Genomic DNA, 16,244 nt, shown 5'->3' with positions numbered 1-16,244 from the left:
ATAGTTGTCGGTATCCATTGAAATTTCCACATAATCAATAGACTTCTCAATCAGATAATGAGTGAATTCAGATCTGATTTGATCGTACTGATCAGATGTTTCCCAACCTTCCTTAGATCCATCGCAATTCACAAAAAAAAGAATAATAGTTATTAGCTACGCTTTGAAGAATTTCAGATACGAGATTTATTTCGCGTGGAAACTCGTCCAAGTTAAATAGTTCCATTGCTAATTCACGTGCTACTACTAATTCATTAAAATTATAGTGAGTTACAATAATGAAATTATGTTTAACCCATCCCAAACTATTCTCCTATCCCTTTGAACAGTTTTATTCAGACGTTTTTCATTTCAAAATCGGCTTGTATACCTCTCTGACAACTTTCACATGATTCGAATTGCTGTATCTATAATCACAGGACATCATAATATCTATTGCATCAGCTATAAGAGAAATACGGTCCTCTGTATATTTTCGCTCAATTGAATTAATGAGATGTAGGCTTGATTGCAAACGCTCCATTCTTATTTCTAAATCATAGAGAATCCACTTTCGTTCAGATTCATCTATGTTGGGAAACTTTCGAAAAATCGATCTTATCTTCTTGTTCCTGAAAAAGTTGAACAATGATTGCCCCCCTTAAAACAACATAATATTCAAACGGTGCTCAAACTACTTGTTCAATATATTTAGATTTGAAGAATACTTTGTATCCTTCGTTTCTCGCTTCAAATATGAAATTTACTCCGTACTGAAGCTGCTCAACTTTATCATTTTGATCCATGTCTTCTTCTTGGCTTGTTCTCTCAAATTCTTCTGCTAGGTATATTGCGAGATCCGGCAAATCATCCATTTCGATATTACATTTTTCAAGAATATTATGAATGAGCTGATCGTCGCCAATAACCACATAATATTTACTGTATTCTTCGATTACTTTCTTGAACTTCTCTTGCATATAAGCGCCTCCTAAAGTATCCACCTGCACGCGGTCTGTATTCCGTTTTGTCTGTCTGGAATGAAATAGAATAGTCTTCTCATCATGAATAATCGATATTCATTGGAGTTCATCTAGAAATGCTTTAATAGACACGCCACTTTTGCTAAATACACTTAAAAGCTCTTCGGCTACTTTATATTGATCCATGGTTAAACTTGTTTCTTTTGACAAGATATCATAAGACTTTAATTCCCCATTTTCATCTAGAACATCCTTAATGGTTATTTGCGGATTTGCCGATATCTCGAAAGGATTAAAGACTGTACTCTTGCTAGGGTCAATTTCGATTATTTTTCCTCCGAACTTTTCTACAAAGTCATTCATTTTATCATTCATTTGGATGCACTCTCCCTATTCAATTTATTTCATAAGACAATAGCGGTTCTATTTCGATGATCAGCATCGCGAAGGCGAAATCGGTTGTTGCTGATTAAAGAAGTAGAGCTGGTAAACAACAAAATAGAGAATGCCAGTATAAAAAGGGGTTAAATCACACAATAAATGATTGAAAATCTTCATTTTTATTTTTTCTGTTTTATACCTTATTTGCGATTAGCTGTGTCCTTTTCTTTAAGACCGAGATAGTGCTCATATTCACTTTTATAATAATCGGCTAGATACAATTCCACTTCATTAGCAAATGATTTTGCATCTTGCTCGTTATCAAATTCATTTTTGAATAGTCCTTCGAATATTTGAAAGTTGCTGAATATTCGATTTGGAGAAGCATTCGGGAGACGACTAATGGATACAATGTCTGTAAACATAAATTTAAAAACTCGTCTCCTTATTAACATAGATGGTAAAGAACGTTCTTCAAAATACAGTCTGCAGTTTAAATTCTCCATTCTCTCTCGAAAGGCACAATCTCTTGTTTCTGCAACAACTATTACCTCAAATGGATTTACAGCATTAGGATCTACTTGAATATCAACTTTAAGAACAACCGAAGTTTCCATTATATACATCCTCTCTGTTCATTAAGCAGTTTTATACAAGGCGTCCTTTATAATATCATTGGTGACAACAAGATGAGTTGTTATTGAGATTGAAATAATTAGGATCAACAGAACAGCAGCTATTGCTTCAAACATTTATGTACGCTCCCTATTCATTTTGGATTCGTACCACACATGATAAGTAATATCCCACGATTCTTTTCCCTTAAAAACTATTACTTCGTGAATTTTGTATTTATCGCTATTTATAAAATCCCTGAACCAATACTCTTGATCCTCGACATTAACGGGATTTTTATAAAATTCTACAAATTTAACATTTTCCTTCGGTTGAATCCTATACATTTGCTGGCTATATTCAGACATCCTGATACTCGCTCCCATTCAATAGGTTACTCGTCAACTTTAGCAAATAGTTTTTTACGTAATACGATTAATTTTTGGAATTTATCTCGAATCTCTTGATTTATTTCAGGTTGATCCGGAAATACGTTACTTCCATCAACATAACATTCAACATTTCTTCCGTCATTAAACATTACTGTAAAAGAACCATCACCAACCCAACGTGCTGTATTCATTTCAATCTGACCTTCCGAAAATACAGATACTCTATCTATTTCATCGTTCAATGGCTTCAGCTTTTGCTGCAATCGCTTATTTGGCCAGAAAGGATCGCGTTTTTCACAAGCATCATTAGTACATATCCTTCTAGCTTCGCCATAATCGCCTTCCCTCATAAGGGCACTGCAAAGATCACATAAATGAGTCTCCAATTAAATTCTCCTTTACAACCTATTATTCAAATGATGTTCATTCTGTGCATTTACCGATTTCTAAAGATAACCCTGATCCGTCGCCAGACTTCCAGATGTGTAAATATGTATTCTCCCTATTCATTTAGTTGATTTTAAGTTTTTTTATGCACAAAAATTATCATGATGAGTGTCAATAGGAACCCGATTGAACTCAAAAAAAGAATTCCAGCTACCAAAAAACCTATAAGATAACCAAATCCATCATCTTGGATTTTGCCAGGGAAGTAGCTGACAATAATAATGGAGATTAACATCAGCCCGAAAGAACTAAAGTAACCCTTACAGATACTAAAATTGTCGTTCATTATACCGTACACCTCTATTCACTGAAAAGTCATGTTCTATTCAATTTCCACAGTTTTATATGCTTTTACTAGATCTTTCGCCATTCTGCCTACCGTCTCATCATCATGATGCTCATTTGAAGTGATTTTGGTCAGTAAATATAATAATAAGTCTCTAGGATCGTATTCCGGATTAATCTTATTTTTTTGTAACTTTTCTTCAAAGTATTGAAGGTAGCTTCCAGATTTATTTCCATTTTTATTTATGACAATGATCTTGTACCCGTCCACTTCATTAATTGGAGTTACTTTAAGTGAATGTTTCTCAGTTACGATCGCATACTGCTCGACTTCTTCAAGAATCTCATTGTGCTTACCTGCACGAATGGACACTTCTAAGCAAGTGTCGTACATTTCAACAAGTAATAATTGATCCATAATACTCTCTCCTATTCATTTGATTATTACTCTGACAATTGCATTAATGCCAATAATAATTACAACGATCAAAGCAGTGATTGCATATCACATTTTAATTTATGATCGACTTCTGGATCTCGTATAGAAAAACACATCGATATTAATTTTCATATACTGGCCGCGATGATCATTAATAGACTGATTAATTACTGATGGCTCACCTAACCCATGTTAAATGTGTTATTACAATACTCCGAGATTTGAAGATAATCTACTTGTAAGTGACTCAAATGTTTCCGAACGATATCAAAGGATACAACCGCCCTATAACTAATTATAAAGAGATGAGAAGAATTCGAGAAACTGTGCTCTCAGTTGAAAACAAAAAGTCCGGATAAACTCATATTGAGTTTATCCGGACTTTTTTGTGGTTAGGCTTTCTCATTCTCAGTAACGGAACTAATGTATCGCTACATTGATTGATACTCTATCTGGTCGTAGAGATAACCGTTATAACCGAATATATAACAAGAGAACAAGCCACTAAATATGATAAAAATGCGATGGCCGTATAGATCCAAAAAAGCAGACGACTATGTGACCATATAAGCCTTCCATCGGTAAATCCGAAAGTCGTATTCGTTAAAGCCTGTACATCCTTATTTCGAATTTCCATGGCTTCTTTGCGCTTTCCTTCCCAAAGTTTTATGCATGGGAAGAAAAGCGTCATCATATTAGTACTCAGAACTAAAAACGATATTAAAAGAGTTACGTAATGGTGATTTTGCTCAAAGAGTGCTAGCCATATACCCATAATCATAAATACTATTCCTACCATACCTTCAGCTGCTGGTCCAGCAATTGCAAACAAGAGAAGTTTCCATTTTCTTGACCCAAAGTAAACATGGTTCCAAGGATATGCGAGACCTCTTGTTTGACGCAATTTTTTAGCCGGTCTTGAATATTTAATAACTGGGATACCACAGACTTTAAATGATTTTTCTCTAGAGCCATTGATATCACCTAATACGATTCCAGCACGGCTTTCCCTATAAACTAATTTCAGAATTAAATAATGACCCACTTCATGAAAGAAGGTCGAAATGATTCGAAAACAGGATATTAACGAAGCAGAAACTAGAAAAAAAACCAATATGATAAATTGGCTCATTGTATTTAATCCTCTCCATTCATTGTGTACACCTTATTATCGGAAATAATGCTCAGTATAATAAGATGAAAATCATCAAAACAAGAGCAATTGTCCATTCTGAGCATGTAAATAACTCTGGACTTCAGTCTCTGGTGCAGTTACATCAGACTGTGAAATATGAAAAGAAAAACTCCTCTTCTCTTCACGAATGGGTTCACATTTTGAGAACAGATTATCAAAATAAGATCTAAGTTCATTCAGATATTCTCGGTCAGAAGGATAAATTGGTTGGTCGTAATCTTGCTTAAGAAAGGAGGATTCAATCCTTTTGCATTTTGCGAGGTATAATTCGAAAGAACGTGCAAAAATCTCGGTAGGTTGAAGATAGTAATTCCGATTATATTTTGTTGTACCTCTCCATCTCTCTACAAATGGATCGTCTGCTGGTAATCTCGAAATATTTTGGTCAACGATTTGCTCGTATAATTGAATAAGTCGCACAAAAGACATTTCCTCACTCAACATACATTTTTCATTCATGGTATGGTCTATCTGATGACCAAGTTCATGCATAAAAGAGCTTGGATGTTCGATATCGATTATGGTAGCTCGATAAAATGCATAATGTAAGCCTGCAGCTCGATGTTTTCCCAATTTTCGGATACGGAAACTATAATCCTTTGCAAGTGGTATATAGACTTTCTTTTTGATTTCTTCAAATTCTTTTTCCAATGCATGGAATCTAATGAGATCCACATCGTTATCAAGTTCCACTGTTCCATAACGAGTCAAAAATTTATTGCTTTTCATGACTGCCTTAACTTTTTGATTGATATGTTTCTTGTCTTGAAAGGACTTTGCATAAGTGGAATGTTCATCAATCATGCGTTTAGTCTTTTCCTGGACATAGTTCATTGTACTAATAAGGCGAGGAATTATTATCTTCTTACCTTGTGCGGTTTCCATAATATAAGGAACGCCATCATCATTCCTTGCTAAAGAGAACTCTTCATAGGAATAATAATTGCTTATTTCTGTTTCTTCTCCATCAACATAAGGAAGATTGTATTTTTCGATTTCATCTTTTACCTCTACCGCAAATAGATCATCACCCGGACGAACAACCTTTCCCCTACTAACCGATTCAGTTGAGTAGTACTCGGCTATTTTATACCTAATGTAATCTTTTTGCTTAATCGAAAATTCACACAAAGTATTTAAAAAAATAATTTTAGATATTAATCGTAAGCAGTCTGCAAATAGAAAGTAACCGATTCGGTTCAAGTTTTCTTTCAATCCATACTTTCTTAAATGGTACTTTTCAGGTAATTCTTTATTCAAGAATGTGTACGCGATATCCGTTTGATTGAGTTTTAAAGCCACTGGTAATGACGGTTCATATTGTTGGGGAACTTTATTAATCTTAGCAGCGCTGCAGAGGAGCCTCAAAATAGAATTTTCCTTCTCATTAGCAAATTCCTTCATAATTTCTACCTCAACCTTGTAAGGGCCGAACGAAATATCTTGGAGAAAGCTCAGTTTATCTTCAAGATTTTTCGCAAAAAACATGGCCTTTACTTTTCTTCTGATTGCCGATTCGCATTTCTTTCTTAAATCATGAACAGTATCCTCAGGGGAAACAGTAAATTTAGCTTCAGCAATTAAATCGGACAAACCATAATGTGCATACTGTTGTTTTAATACCTCTGCCTTTTTAAGTGTGACAATTCGTTCTTTCATGAGTATCCCTCCAGATCACTGAAATTTAGTCAAAAAATAGACTAAAATGCTTCACTCAATGCATTCACGACAGGTCCATAAAAAAACACACCAGAAATGAACAAATCCCAATTGGGATATGTCTGATCTAAGATCAGATTGTTCACTGCTAGTGTGTTCTAAATAGAATCTCCGATGCCGCGTGGCGCAGAGCAAAATCATTATAGTCGAGTTATGAGTTAATCATAACACTTCTATGCCAAGAAGTGAATGGCTACCCATTTTTCTTGAAACGTTCGGCAAATGTAGAGAATTCTCGCCAGTTTTCTTCTAAATATTCAAGCCGTTTGATTTGTTCTTGTAGAGAAGCATTCGTTTCTTTCAAGTTATGAATTTCTCTATCCTTCTTCTCAAGTGCTTCACGTATGGTTTGAAATAGACCAAGGTTTGAACTCAGCGCTTTAATATACTCACTTAGTTCATTCACTCGCTCCGGACTCAGCAATTGTTCGAGGAGCTCAAATTTCGCTCTATTTCTAACGCCCCGTTGTTTACCAATCCTTTGTTGTTTATTTTCAACTTCTGTCTCTATGGACCTCGTCGTTTTAGTTAGCGATAACTTCTTTTTGTGTTCTTTTGCCGCTTCAATCAGTTCCTTAGTTTTCTTTCTCAATTCGGAGTTCCATCTAAAGCCACAAGCTCCAGGGGTTCTTCCCTCCAGCTCCTCAGAGGCTCTTTGAAACGCTTTTAATTGAGTTTCACCAAGCCTCATATGATCCAAAACAATTTCTGTTAGGATGGAGTCTTCTTGGTTACTCCAATCTCTTTGCCTATGTCTTTTGATTGCTTCTACACTCACGTTGTATTGCTCCTTTCGACTTCTTTCTAATACAGATAAATCACTGGTGGTAAAACACACAAAACTATTCATATTGTTACCAACTCAGGTATGAGGTATACCTTTATGTAGTTGGTATAGCAATAAGGTTATACATAAAACAAAAGAACGTTCCCATTAATAAGGAACGTTCTCTTTCTAATACTATTGTACCCATCATACTCAAACTCCTTTTTTTTAATTTCATATTAGGAACGTCTAAGTCCCAGATGATGGACTCCACCGCAGCTCGTGAAAGACGATCCTGCCTCAATCACCCAGAAATTTCAATCCAAATATTCCGTCCAGTATAAGTGATCCAGCTATACAAAAGGCTACAGGAAAGAGAAAGGATATTATTGCCTGGCTGGTTTCTCCTGAGTTTCTCTTTTTTATTGAGGCTAACACTGCCCCTATCGAAACGCCTACTTTAGCGGCGATCAAGACCAAAGTTACTGTATTGATAGGTGTCATTTTATTTATTCTACATCTGTTGTTATAAATTACGGCTTAATTTGTGCTTCTTCTAAAACTTCACTAAACAACAATTTGCATCATGTCCAGTTCATTGACACTGATCAACTCTATTTACCTTTGTACAAGAACCGACCAATCGTTAAACCCAAAAGCAAAAATACAATACATGCCACGCACCACATAAAAGTGTCATTTTTCAAAAAATCATCTATCATATCTACCTACTCCCCTCAGAATTCTGGTTCTGCTATCGAATATTTGTTCCGTCCGTGTATTCAATGATGTAAAATTGACAGCCGTTTACTTCACAAATGACGATTCCCCGAGTGGGGTCATTTATTTCCGATCCGGTGTTTGTCGTTTCACCGCAGCAGGGGCACTTTACGTCTTTAATGCCAGCGGCCAGTTCCTTTATTCTCGCTTCTAGCACTTTCTTAATACCGCTCATCCCAATACACCGTTCTATTCATAATGTTACTCCCCGAACAACCCATTTAAGGTTCCATCTTGAAAGGCTTTTTGATAAAGCACCGTTAGTAGATCCCTGGTTAATTCCCGACTGTGATCTTCAATCACTCCGGCTTCTAACATCATGGCCAGCATGTCGTTAACACGCTCTTGCTGCTTCCTCATTCTAATGCACGCTCCTTATTCATTGAATTACATTAGCCGAATATATTGTCTCAAAAATCAGTAACGGTTTTTCTTGTTGGTTTTTCAAACCATTTCGTTTCCTTTGTTTTTCACTCATGAAACACGCTCCTCTTTAAAAATGAGTCACTGAATATAATACCAATTTAAAAAAATTTCCTTTAAAGAATGTATAGGCCTTAAAAGAATATGTTTCCATGATGCTCGTGGATTATCAGGTATTTTCTCTTTATGATGATTGATTTGATTTTTCCACTTTCGTAACAACGGAACCAAAGCAGGAAGCCAGAAAATACACACAACAATTTGAAAGTAGAGAAAACCCATGACGGTGTTTAGAATGAGGTTCCAGTAAGGATTTCGATTGTCGAATTCTAATACTTTTGCAATTGCGAACCAAATGAATCCAAGGATGAAACCAATAAGAAAATAAAACCCAAAAATAGCTCCCAGAACATATAAATATGACATGGTAATCTCCTCCGCGCTTTATTGTTCGGTTGCCCTTTTTAGTCGTTTAAGTGCAGTTTCTGTATAGATCACTTTATCACCACAGAATTCATCCCATCCTACTGAATAGCCATCTAAGCAGGTACTGCATGTAAATGAGAAAATCAAATCTTCCGGATCATGATCATCCTTGATAACCTCTAAACTCATGACCTTTTCGCAGCAAGTTCGTAATTGCATCTTCTACCAACTTTCCTTATCTATGGTTTCCCCATTTAGCCCATCAATACACAGGTATCCAGGAGTACGATTATTGATTATGATGTGATTAGTTCTCGATGTTTCAAGTTATTTAAATATTGGCTGGCCAATGCCTGTATTCGACTTTTATCCGATCGTTTAGCCTCAAATTGACGACCAGGATCAATAATTCCGTTTGATTGGGAAGCTTTAATCCCTAATACTTCTACCATAGGTGGGTCCGATCCTTCATATGTATTAAGATATACAACCGTAATTTGTTCTTTCTGCCCCTCCCGCTCAAGACGACCAACTATTTGTTCAATGACCTTGGGAGACCAATCCAGTTCACCTATAAGAATCGTGGAACATCGATGTTGCAGGCCGTCCAACCCCGCTCCACTACGAAGTGAAAGTATCAAAAGATTACTCTCTCCTTCCATAAAGCGACGTGCTGACTCATCTTTTTGCTTATCCTTTTCGCTCCCTGTGTACATGGCGGGTTTATATTCATTAAGTTCTTTTAACCAAATATCATACACATCTCGGTGCCATCCCACTAAGAGTACGGGAATGTCAGCATCTAGCAATATTTTTGCATATCGTGCAACGTTAAGTGCTTTTGAAACCCCAGTTGCATGACGCATCAACAAGTCCAGTTCAAGACCTGCACGTCCCCTTTCCATAAAGGAGCCGATTGTTGTTTTTAAGGCGAGTTGTCGAGCAAGATCCTCAATTGATTTCAATGTGTCGCTATTAGGTTCTACCTCTTCAACAATGGTATTGACTGAAGGTATTTGAAGACCAACATCCTTCTTAGTTCGTCTTAGCATTACATTTTGTTCTCTTAAATAAGTACCTAATGCATCTGGATCTTTTACTTGTTTGTCATCAACGCACCATTCTCTCAAGAACTCCGGATATGTGCCTAATATACCACTCTGTATATATTCCATCACATTCCAAATCTCAGATCCATAATTATAGATTGGGGTAGCGCTAAGACCAAGACGATACACGGCAGCATCGGCCAGAATTTTTGCTGCTGTTCCTTTTCCACTTTTCACACCAGTTCTTAATTCTTGGATTTCATCAAATACCACAGTTTTAAAAAAACCATCATGAAAAGTATCAATCCAGCCGAGTAATTGACTATATTTAAATAGATATACATCTGCCTCAGGTAAATCATAGGGTCGGGTCCCCTTTATTTTGTGGACCTTCAGAGTGGTGAATGATTCAATTTTTCTCTTCCATTGTTCTTGAAGATGTGTTTGGGCCACAACCGCTGCCGGCAATGTTCGTGGATCGAGTAGCATGCCTGCACTTACGTATGTTTTCCCTAAGCTAGGGTCATCTCCCAAGAGAAGAGAACCTCTAGCAAGACACAACTCAATGGCTTGGGATTGATAATGTCTAATAACTTGCCCATCTTTTAAACCCATACGCGTTGGTGGCTGGTAATCCGGTTTAAGAATCGCTTCCATGACTGCCTGATTGGTTTCAAATTTTACTCGTCCGTTGTTAAGAGCTACTCTGTCATCATCCGTCATTACCATGGGGTATCGTGTGATAAACCACGATAAGTCAGCACAGTGACTATGATCATGCGGAAATGTGAAACGACTCGTTTGTGATTTAGATATCCGTGGGAAAAGTTGTTTCAATCTGATTGCCACATGTGGTGGAAGTGATGTCATCTCCCATTCATTTTGGACTAATGCAAGATTTCCGTATGTCTTGCTCATAACCACCCAACCCCTAATGAAGCTTTTAATGACGGTTTATTATTTATTGATAATGGAAGGCACATGCTTGTCCCAGTTAAAAGGATTAACCCGTTCACTTCATCATACTTGGAGTATCTCTCTAATTGTCTATAAGTCGCTTTTTTTGCGTATCTTGTTTTTACTTCCAATACAACATTACCAAAAGAGCTATGGATAAAGAAATCAGGTATATCTCGCTCAGATAATCGTTTTTCTCTTTCATACGTATATCCTTCAGTTTGAAGAAATTGTTCTACTTCGATCTGCGTACGTTTTTCCGGAACAGTATTAAATCGCTGTAATTGGAGACCGGATTTAATCGTGCTCATGTAGACAAAGAGCTTGTTATCAGTAATATCTTGCACTAATTTTCCCTCCTTTAGAAAATAATCGTATAGTACAATTTTCAAAATGATGGATCTAACTTACTCTATACTTTCTCCGTAAGTATGCTCTTCCTCGGAAAATTCTCGACTTCACCGTATTCACTTCCATTGAAAGATTATCTGCAATTTCTATCAGAGAATAATCCGAGAAAAACCGTAATAAAAACACGTTTTTATACTGATCAGGCATCGTTTTCACTAAATGAAGAACCCTTTTGCTTTCTTCATTATCTACAACTTGTTGATCAGGTGTTTTTTCACCATCGGAAAGCGTCTCAAGAATGAAGTTTGACCCCTCACTATTTTGTTCATCTATGGAATAATGAGGCTTCGATTTATTTCGACGCACACGATCAATGCAAAGATTCTTTACAATACGTTTCATCCAGGTGTTTATTCTACAAGAAAAATTATAAGTATGTAGGTTGAGATATATTCGAATATAGGCTTCCTGGACAACGTCCTCCGCATCTTCTCGATGCTTTAAAAATCGATATGCCTGGTAATATAACATATCCCTATTTTCTTCATAGAAAGCAGTGAAGGCCACTTGATCTCCAGAAAGAATTCTAAGTACTTGTTCATGTGTAATGTTAGGTTTCATGGTCCCTCCAAAATAGGATCATTTCTTATTCATAATTGTATCAGAGGAATAGATTTTCGAGAAAAAGAGACAGATAAATTTTCAATACTACAATCTATGTTGAGGGTGGTTAGAAGAAAGAAAAACCATCCCGTTAAGGGGATGGTTTTTTTCAGTGGATAAATTAATTATAGAGTTCATTTATGAATTTTCTAATGAATCAGCTTTATTGAAACAGCAATCTCCCAAAATCACTTAGAGTGACCACTCCTACCAAAAGAAGTACGAAACACAGTGCTACCATTCCATTTGTAAGCCATCTTATTTGGCTTTGAATGGTTTTTGATTCTTTATCTATATCATCCACTTTTTTTTCTCCGGATGAGATCATCTGAAGAGTAACAACCTTCATGCTTCTTGTGTTAGAGAGATATACCAATCCAACAAAAAGCAAAAGGAGAATCACCAATTTATCAAACATACCGAACCCCCCATTTTATACTGATAACAATTCGGATTCAGCAGCTCGGTTTCGTTGAGAATAGGCACGATCGATGCCGTGGGTGTAAATAATCTGGTTAAGCATAAATTTGCTAAGATCGATTCCATTATTTCTTAAGCGTTGAAGTATAACGCTTCGTTCTACATTACTGCGATATTGTAGTCTAACAAAATCAACAATTTCATCCGGTAAATTCATAATTGAGCTAGTCTCCTTCTGATCTAAACGATCCTTCTTTTTTCGTCTGTACGCAATAACTTCAGCATCCGAGGCAACAATGAAATCCCCCTTCATAGGACCATATAGTCCGTTGCCTTTTCGCTGCACGATGTAGTACATAACCATTCGGTTTAAAACAGAATGTACAGCAGAATATGTAAGATTTAGGGTAGAAGCAATATCGGCCGTGTTTTCAATGCCAGTTTCCAGGACATTTATTATGTTCATTTCAATTTGTCTGATTTTCACTTGATTAGTCATTTTACAATCAAACCTCACTTCTTTGATTTTTAAACTGCCTTCGCTTAACGGTCGGATACTGTCACCATTTATCTCATTTGCATAAGCTATTTATTCTGCATTCTTAGTACCGAAAAAACGCAAAAAGCACCCCTTATGCAAGTTTTTCTCTTGCGTAAGAGGTGCTTCCTCAATGTTAAAACATGTATTTAATTATAGCTCTAAATTTGGTTTGAAATGGTGACTGGCTTTGTATATTTATAAATTACCCTATGACCATAGTAATGTCAATAAAAATCTCTAGGTCTTTTGGCAGGTATTATCATTCTCAATATTTCTTGATATAATGAAAGGCAGAAAACTACATGTGAACATTGAGTGGGAGCACCACGAATCCGTCCGAGAGGACTTGATTCGTGGTGCTCTTTTCTATTAAGGAGATGATGCGGCACTTGGTTCTTAATAATCGTGAGGTGTATGTACTACACTTAATTCTGTTTGTTTTATTAATTATAGGTATACTCATAGGAGATTTTAATTTAAATTTTTTTGAAATTTTGTTACTTTTAACTGGCTATTCTTTGGTATCCCTTTATATAACCAGACTCATCCTCAACAAGCGATCGCTTAATTTAGTGAAATCAAGCAAATATACAAATACACAATTAGCAAAATCTGCAGTTAATGCTCTCGTAACAATGGTTGAGCTGCGTGACAGTTATACAAGTAAGCACTCATCAAATGTTGCTGGCTATGCATATTCCGTAGCTAAGAGTATGCAGCTCCCTGATGATGTTTGTAGAGATATTTATATTGGATGCAAACTCCACGACCTAGGTAAAGTTTATGTACCTGATGATATATTAAAAAAGCCAGGTCGATTAACAGCAGAAGAGTTCGACATCGTGAAGGCACACCCAGAAAAGGGATATCAAGTTGTCTCTCAATTAGAAATTTTTGATGATACCTGCATACCCAACATTGTGTTATATCATCATGAAAGATTTGATGGAACTGGCTACCCCAAGGGACTTTTTAGAACAGACATCCCCATTGAAGCAAGAATTGTAGCTATTTGCGATGCTTACGATGCTATGACTACTACACGAACTTATAGAAAGGCTATGCCACCTGAAGAAGCTATTCAAATCATTGAAGATAACAAAGGTTCTCAATTCGACCCGATTATTGCGGAGCACTTTGTTAGATGCATACGTGAAGAAGAGATTAACGAAGTAGATGCTCTCAATCTTTACAAAACAAATCAAAGGACCTCTTAGTATGCTATGAGGTCCTTTGATTCTTTAAAGAAATTCTTGATTTATCAAACATTCCACCTGAGTTATTCTTTCAAAATCATAATTCCATTAATGTCCTCTTGACACTCCCCATGCCTAAAGGCAGGGGATTCTTGGGTTGTCACTCCTAACGGAGTGAAATTCACCAAGCTATCTCTGTGTGTCCCACAGTTCAATTAGCTACACCAACAATCGAAGTCCTTCTTGCTCTATATTGATGGCAGCGTTTTGGTCACGATTATGGTGTACGCCACATTTTGGACATGTCCACTGTCGTAAATTTAGGTTTTTTACATCTTTATTTCGATATCCACAGGCAGGAGTGGAGCAAAGTTGGCTGGAGGGGAATTGTTTCCCAACAATAGAGAGCGTTCTTCCGTACCATTCCGCCTTATACTCCAGCATCGTCCGAAACATAGACCATGAAGCATCTGCAATGGATTTTGCCAATTTGTGGTTTTTGATCATATTTTCGACTTGCAAGTCTTCCAAACAGATTACTTGGTTTTAGCGGATCAGCTTGGTTGACAATTTATGTAGAAAATCATTTCGTGTATTGGCGATCTTTTCATGTAGCTTAGCCACTCTGATTCGTGCTTTGTTACGGTTTTTACTGCCTTTCTGTCTGCGAGATTGAGTCTGTTGCCACTTCGCCAATTGTTTTTCAAGCTTGCGATAGTATTTTGGATTCTCCACTTTCTCACCTGAAGAGAGAATAGCGAAATCCTTGATACCAAGGTCAATTCCTACTGTCTGATTTACTTCTGGTAGTGACTGAACCTCTGTTTCACATAATAAGATACAAAGAATTTGCCTGAAGAATGACGTCTGATCGTAGCTGAAAGGATGCGCCCTTTCACTTCTCTGGACTTTGCGAATAGAGCCCAGCCAAGCTTAGGAAGTTTGATGCGATTCCCTTCTACTTTGATGTTCATTTTACAAGTATAGGACTGTTTTGGATTCTTCTTGCTTTTGAATTTTGGATAGCCTTTTTTCTCTTTAAAAAACTTTTTGTATGAGGAATCCAAATCCTTCAATGTGGATTGCAGAGCAGTAGAATCTACTTCTTTCAACCATTCAATTTCTTTTTTCAGTTGAGTTAACATAGCCGAACAGTCGTTGTAATTCAGCGTCGTTTTCTTTTCTTGTTCGTAAGCATCTTTTCGTTTCGCAAGAAAGTGATTGAAGACAAAGCGAGTGCATCCGATGGTCTTGCCAATGAGTGTCGCTTGTTCTTTGTTTGGATATAGACCAAATTTGTACGCTATGTGCATACTCAATCACCCCTTTACTTCTGAGACTCAATGTATTTCTTAATTACATCCAGTTGAACAGTTCCAACAGTGGCAACAAAATTGGAGTTTGTCCATAGCGAGGGAAGTCTACTTTTGAGATGTCTAGTTTTCCATCCGCAACACTAAATTTGTAATTGAGTTGCTTTCGAATCTTGCCGAAACTCCAATTGGATATATTTTCGTTAACTCTCTTTCTCTTCTTCTTTTTCGTATTACGATCCACTTCCATCATGCGACAGGGAATGCTTCCTTGCGATAGACAGACTAGGTTCCAGATTTCGGCTGAAATCCGGTTACATGCGTACAATACAGTCTGTCCAAGTCGGCTTTAAAAGTTTGAAATGCTGTTTATTAAACATCGAATCACTCCACCTTTGCCCCCTTCCTTGATTCTCTAGATAGGTTTTGAATAATTATTGTTAATTAATATAGAACCGTTTTCAAGTCCATCTACTGCGGAGAATTGATAATTAATAATAATTTCTCCATTCAGAGGAATCTCTCTTTTCGAAAGTTTTTTACAAACTAGTTCTACTAATTGCTGCCTTTCACTCATCGTTAGGATATGTCCATCTGCATTTTTTATATCATTCTCTTCTCTTAGAATACCTGCTTTAATAGTAAAATGCCTTGATGCATGTGAGAATGATGGAGACTGATAAATCATATTACTTAATGCTGTAACAACTCCCTGGATCATTTTGTTTAAGCCCTCTTTCCACACAAGATTTTTTCTATCAAGCTGGAATACCTTTTAAGTGAGCATTTTGCATTAATCTGAGTCCTTGATACACAAGGATTTCCACACATAAAAAAGGGACTTCACCCCAACTTGGCGAAGTTTTTCGGTGACCAAACCAAAAACCTCAAGAATGGAGGAAGTCACCTTGTATATTCTCCAAG

At 36.7% G+C, this 16,244-nt stretch carries 16 protein-coding genes and 2 pseudogenes; 1 reads left to right on the top strand and 17 read right to left on the bottom strand.

Features of this window, described 5'->3' with window-relative positions; translation table 11 throughout:
• Nucleotides 1–668: 668 nt before the first annotated feature.
• The 14 genes from ACPV3A_RS33885 to ACPV3A_RS33820 form a co-directional block, all read right to left on the bottom strand.
• Nucleotides 669–959 (bottom strand): hypothetical protein, encoded by a 291-nt coding sequence (locus ACPV3A_RS33885; RefSeq protein WP_063477600.1) that lies wholly within the window; start codon nucleotides 957–959, stop codon nucleotides 669–671.
• Between the two features lie 99 nt (nucleotides 960–1,058).
• Nucleotides 1,059–1,337, bottom strand: a complete 279-nt coding sequence (locus ACPV3A_RS33880; RefSeq protein ID WP_063477599.1) for a hypothetical protein — start codon at nucleotides 1,335–1,337, stop codon at nucleotides 1,059–1,061.
• A gap of 206 nt (nucleotides 1,338–1,543) precedes the next feature.
• Entirely contained in the window at nucleotides 1,544–1,960 is a 417-nt protein-coding gene (locus ACPV3A_RS33875; protein ID WP_063477598.1) for a hypothetical protein, read from the bottom strand.
• Between the two features lie 392 nt (nucleotides 1,961–2,352).
• Nucleotides 2,353–2,736 carry a hypothetical protein gene (locus ACPV3A_RS33870; protein ID WP_063477596.1) on the bottom strand — a complete coding sequence of 128 codons (384 nt, stop codon included), beginning with the start codon at nucleotides 2,734–2,736 and terminating at the stop codon, nucleotides 2,353–2,355.
• Nucleotides 2,737–3,119: 383 nt separating this feature from the next.
• Complete coding sequence (locus ACPV3A_RS33865) at nucleotides 3,120–3,500, bottom strand: hypothetical protein (RefSeq protein WP_063477594.1); 381 nt, start codon at nucleotides 3,498–3,500, stop codon at nucleotides 3,120–3,122.
• 469 nt (nucleotides 3,501–3,969) lie between these two features.
• Nucleotides 3,970–4,653 carry a hypothetical protein gene (locus ACPV3A_RS33860; RefSeq protein ID WP_063477593.1) on the bottom strand — a complete coding sequence of 228 codons (684 nt, stop codon included), beginning with the start codon at nucleotides 4,651–4,653 and terminating at the stop codon, nucleotides 3,970–3,972.
• 75 nt (nucleotides 4,654–4,728) lie between these two features.
• Complete coding sequence (locus tag ACPV3A_RS33855; protein ID WP_063477592.1) at nucleotides 4,729–6,375, bottom strand: LPD1 domain-containing protein; 1,647 nt, start codon at nucleotides 6,373–6,375, stop codon at nucleotides 4,729–4,731.
• A 253-nt stretch (nucleotides 6,376–6,628) separates the two neighbouring features.
• On the bottom strand, nucleotides 6,629–7,213 hold the full coding sequence (locus ACPV3A_RS33850) for a hypothetical protein (protein ID WP_063477591.1): 585 nt from the start codon (nucleotides 7,211–7,213) through the stop codon (nucleotides 6,629–6,631).
• 969 nt (nucleotides 7,214–8,182) lie between these two features.
• Complete coding sequence (locus tag ACPV3A_RS33845) at nucleotides 8,183–8,341, bottom strand: hypothetical protein (RefSeq protein ID WP_164762876.1); 159 nt, start codon at nucleotides 8,339–8,341, stop codon at nucleotides 8,183–8,185.
• Between the two features lie 785 nt (nucleotides 8,342–9,126).
• Nucleotides 9,127–10,797 (bottom strand): DEAD/DEAH box helicase, encoded by a 1,671-nt coding sequence (locus ACPV3A_RS33840; protein ID WP_063477589.1) that lies wholly within the window; start codon nucleotides 10,795–10,797, stop codon nucleotides 9,127–9,129.
• Nucleotides 10,794–11,183: a hypothetical protein gene (locus ACPV3A_RS33835; protein ID WP_063477588.1), complete on the bottom strand. Its 390-nt coding sequence runs from the start codon at nucleotides 11,181–11,183 to the stop codon at nucleotides 10,794–10,796. The genes ACPV3A_RS33840 and ACPV3A_RS33835 overlap by 4 nt, the downstream gene beginning before the upstream one ends.
• Before the next feature lie 55 nt (nucleotides 11,184–11,238).
• Nucleotides 11,239–11,808: an RNA polymerase sigma factor gene (locus ACPV3A_RS33830; protein WP_063477587.1), complete on the bottom strand. Its 570-nt coding sequence runs from the start codon at nucleotides 11,806–11,808 to the stop codon at nucleotides 11,239–11,241.
• A 205-nt stretch (nucleotides 11,809–12,013) separates the two neighbouring features.
• Nucleotides 12,014–12,268 (bottom strand): hypothetical protein, encoded by a 255-nt coding sequence (locus ACPV3A_RS33825; RefSeq protein ID WP_063477586.1) that lies wholly within the window; start codon nucleotides 12,266–12,268, stop codon nucleotides 12,014–12,016.
• Between the two features lie 15 nt (nucleotides 12,269–12,283).
• Nucleotides 12,284–12,769, bottom strand: coding sequence for a hypothetical protein (locus ACPV3A_RS33820; protein WP_063477585.1), 486 nt, complete (start codon nucleotides 12,767–12,769; stop codon nucleotides 12,284–12,286).
• A gap of 431 nt (nucleotides 12,770–13,200) precedes the next feature.
• Here ACPV3A_RS33820 and ACPV3A_RS33815 point away from each other — a divergent pair, with 431 nt between their 5' ends.
• The gene (locus ACPV3A_RS33815; RefSeq protein WP_164762877.1) at nucleotides 13,201–14,028 is read left to right on the top strand and encodes an HD-GYP domain-containing protein; all 828 of its coding nucleotides are present in this window, start codon (nucleotides 13,201–13,203) and stop codon (nucleotides 14,026–14,028) included.
• Between the two features lie 198 nt (nucleotides 14,029–14,226).
• On the opposite strand, the pseudogene tnpB reads toward ACPV3A_RS33815, so the two are convergent.
• From tnpB to ACPV3A_RS33800, 3 genes and pseudogenes are all read right to left on the bottom strand, one after another.
• Nucleotides 14,227–15,320 (bottom strand): annotated as a pseudogene (gene tnpB / locus ACPV3A_RS33810) (IS200/IS605 family element RNA-guided endonuclease TnpB).
• Nucleotides 15,321–15,334: 14 nt separating this feature from the next.
• Nucleotides 15,335–15,442: pseudogene (locus tag ACPV3A_RS33805) on the bottom strand (transposase); the annotation flags it as partial.
• Nucleotides 15,443–15,735: 293 nt separating this feature from the next.
• Nucleotides 15,736–16,041: a hypothetical protein gene (locus ACPV3A_RS33800; protein WP_063477582.1), complete on the bottom strand. Its 306-nt coding sequence runs from the start codon at nucleotides 16,039–16,041 to the stop codon at nucleotides 15,736–15,738.
• Nucleotides 16,042–16,244: the final 203 nt, after the last annotated feature.

Source organism: Paenibacillus sp. Dod16, from assembly GCF_049893405.1.
Classification (GTDB): Bacteria; Bacillota; Bacilli; order Paenibacillales; family Paenibacillaceae; genus Paenibacillus_AQ.
Note: the sequence above shows the minus strand (reverse complement) of the source record. Positions and strands in the feature narration are given on the sequence as shown.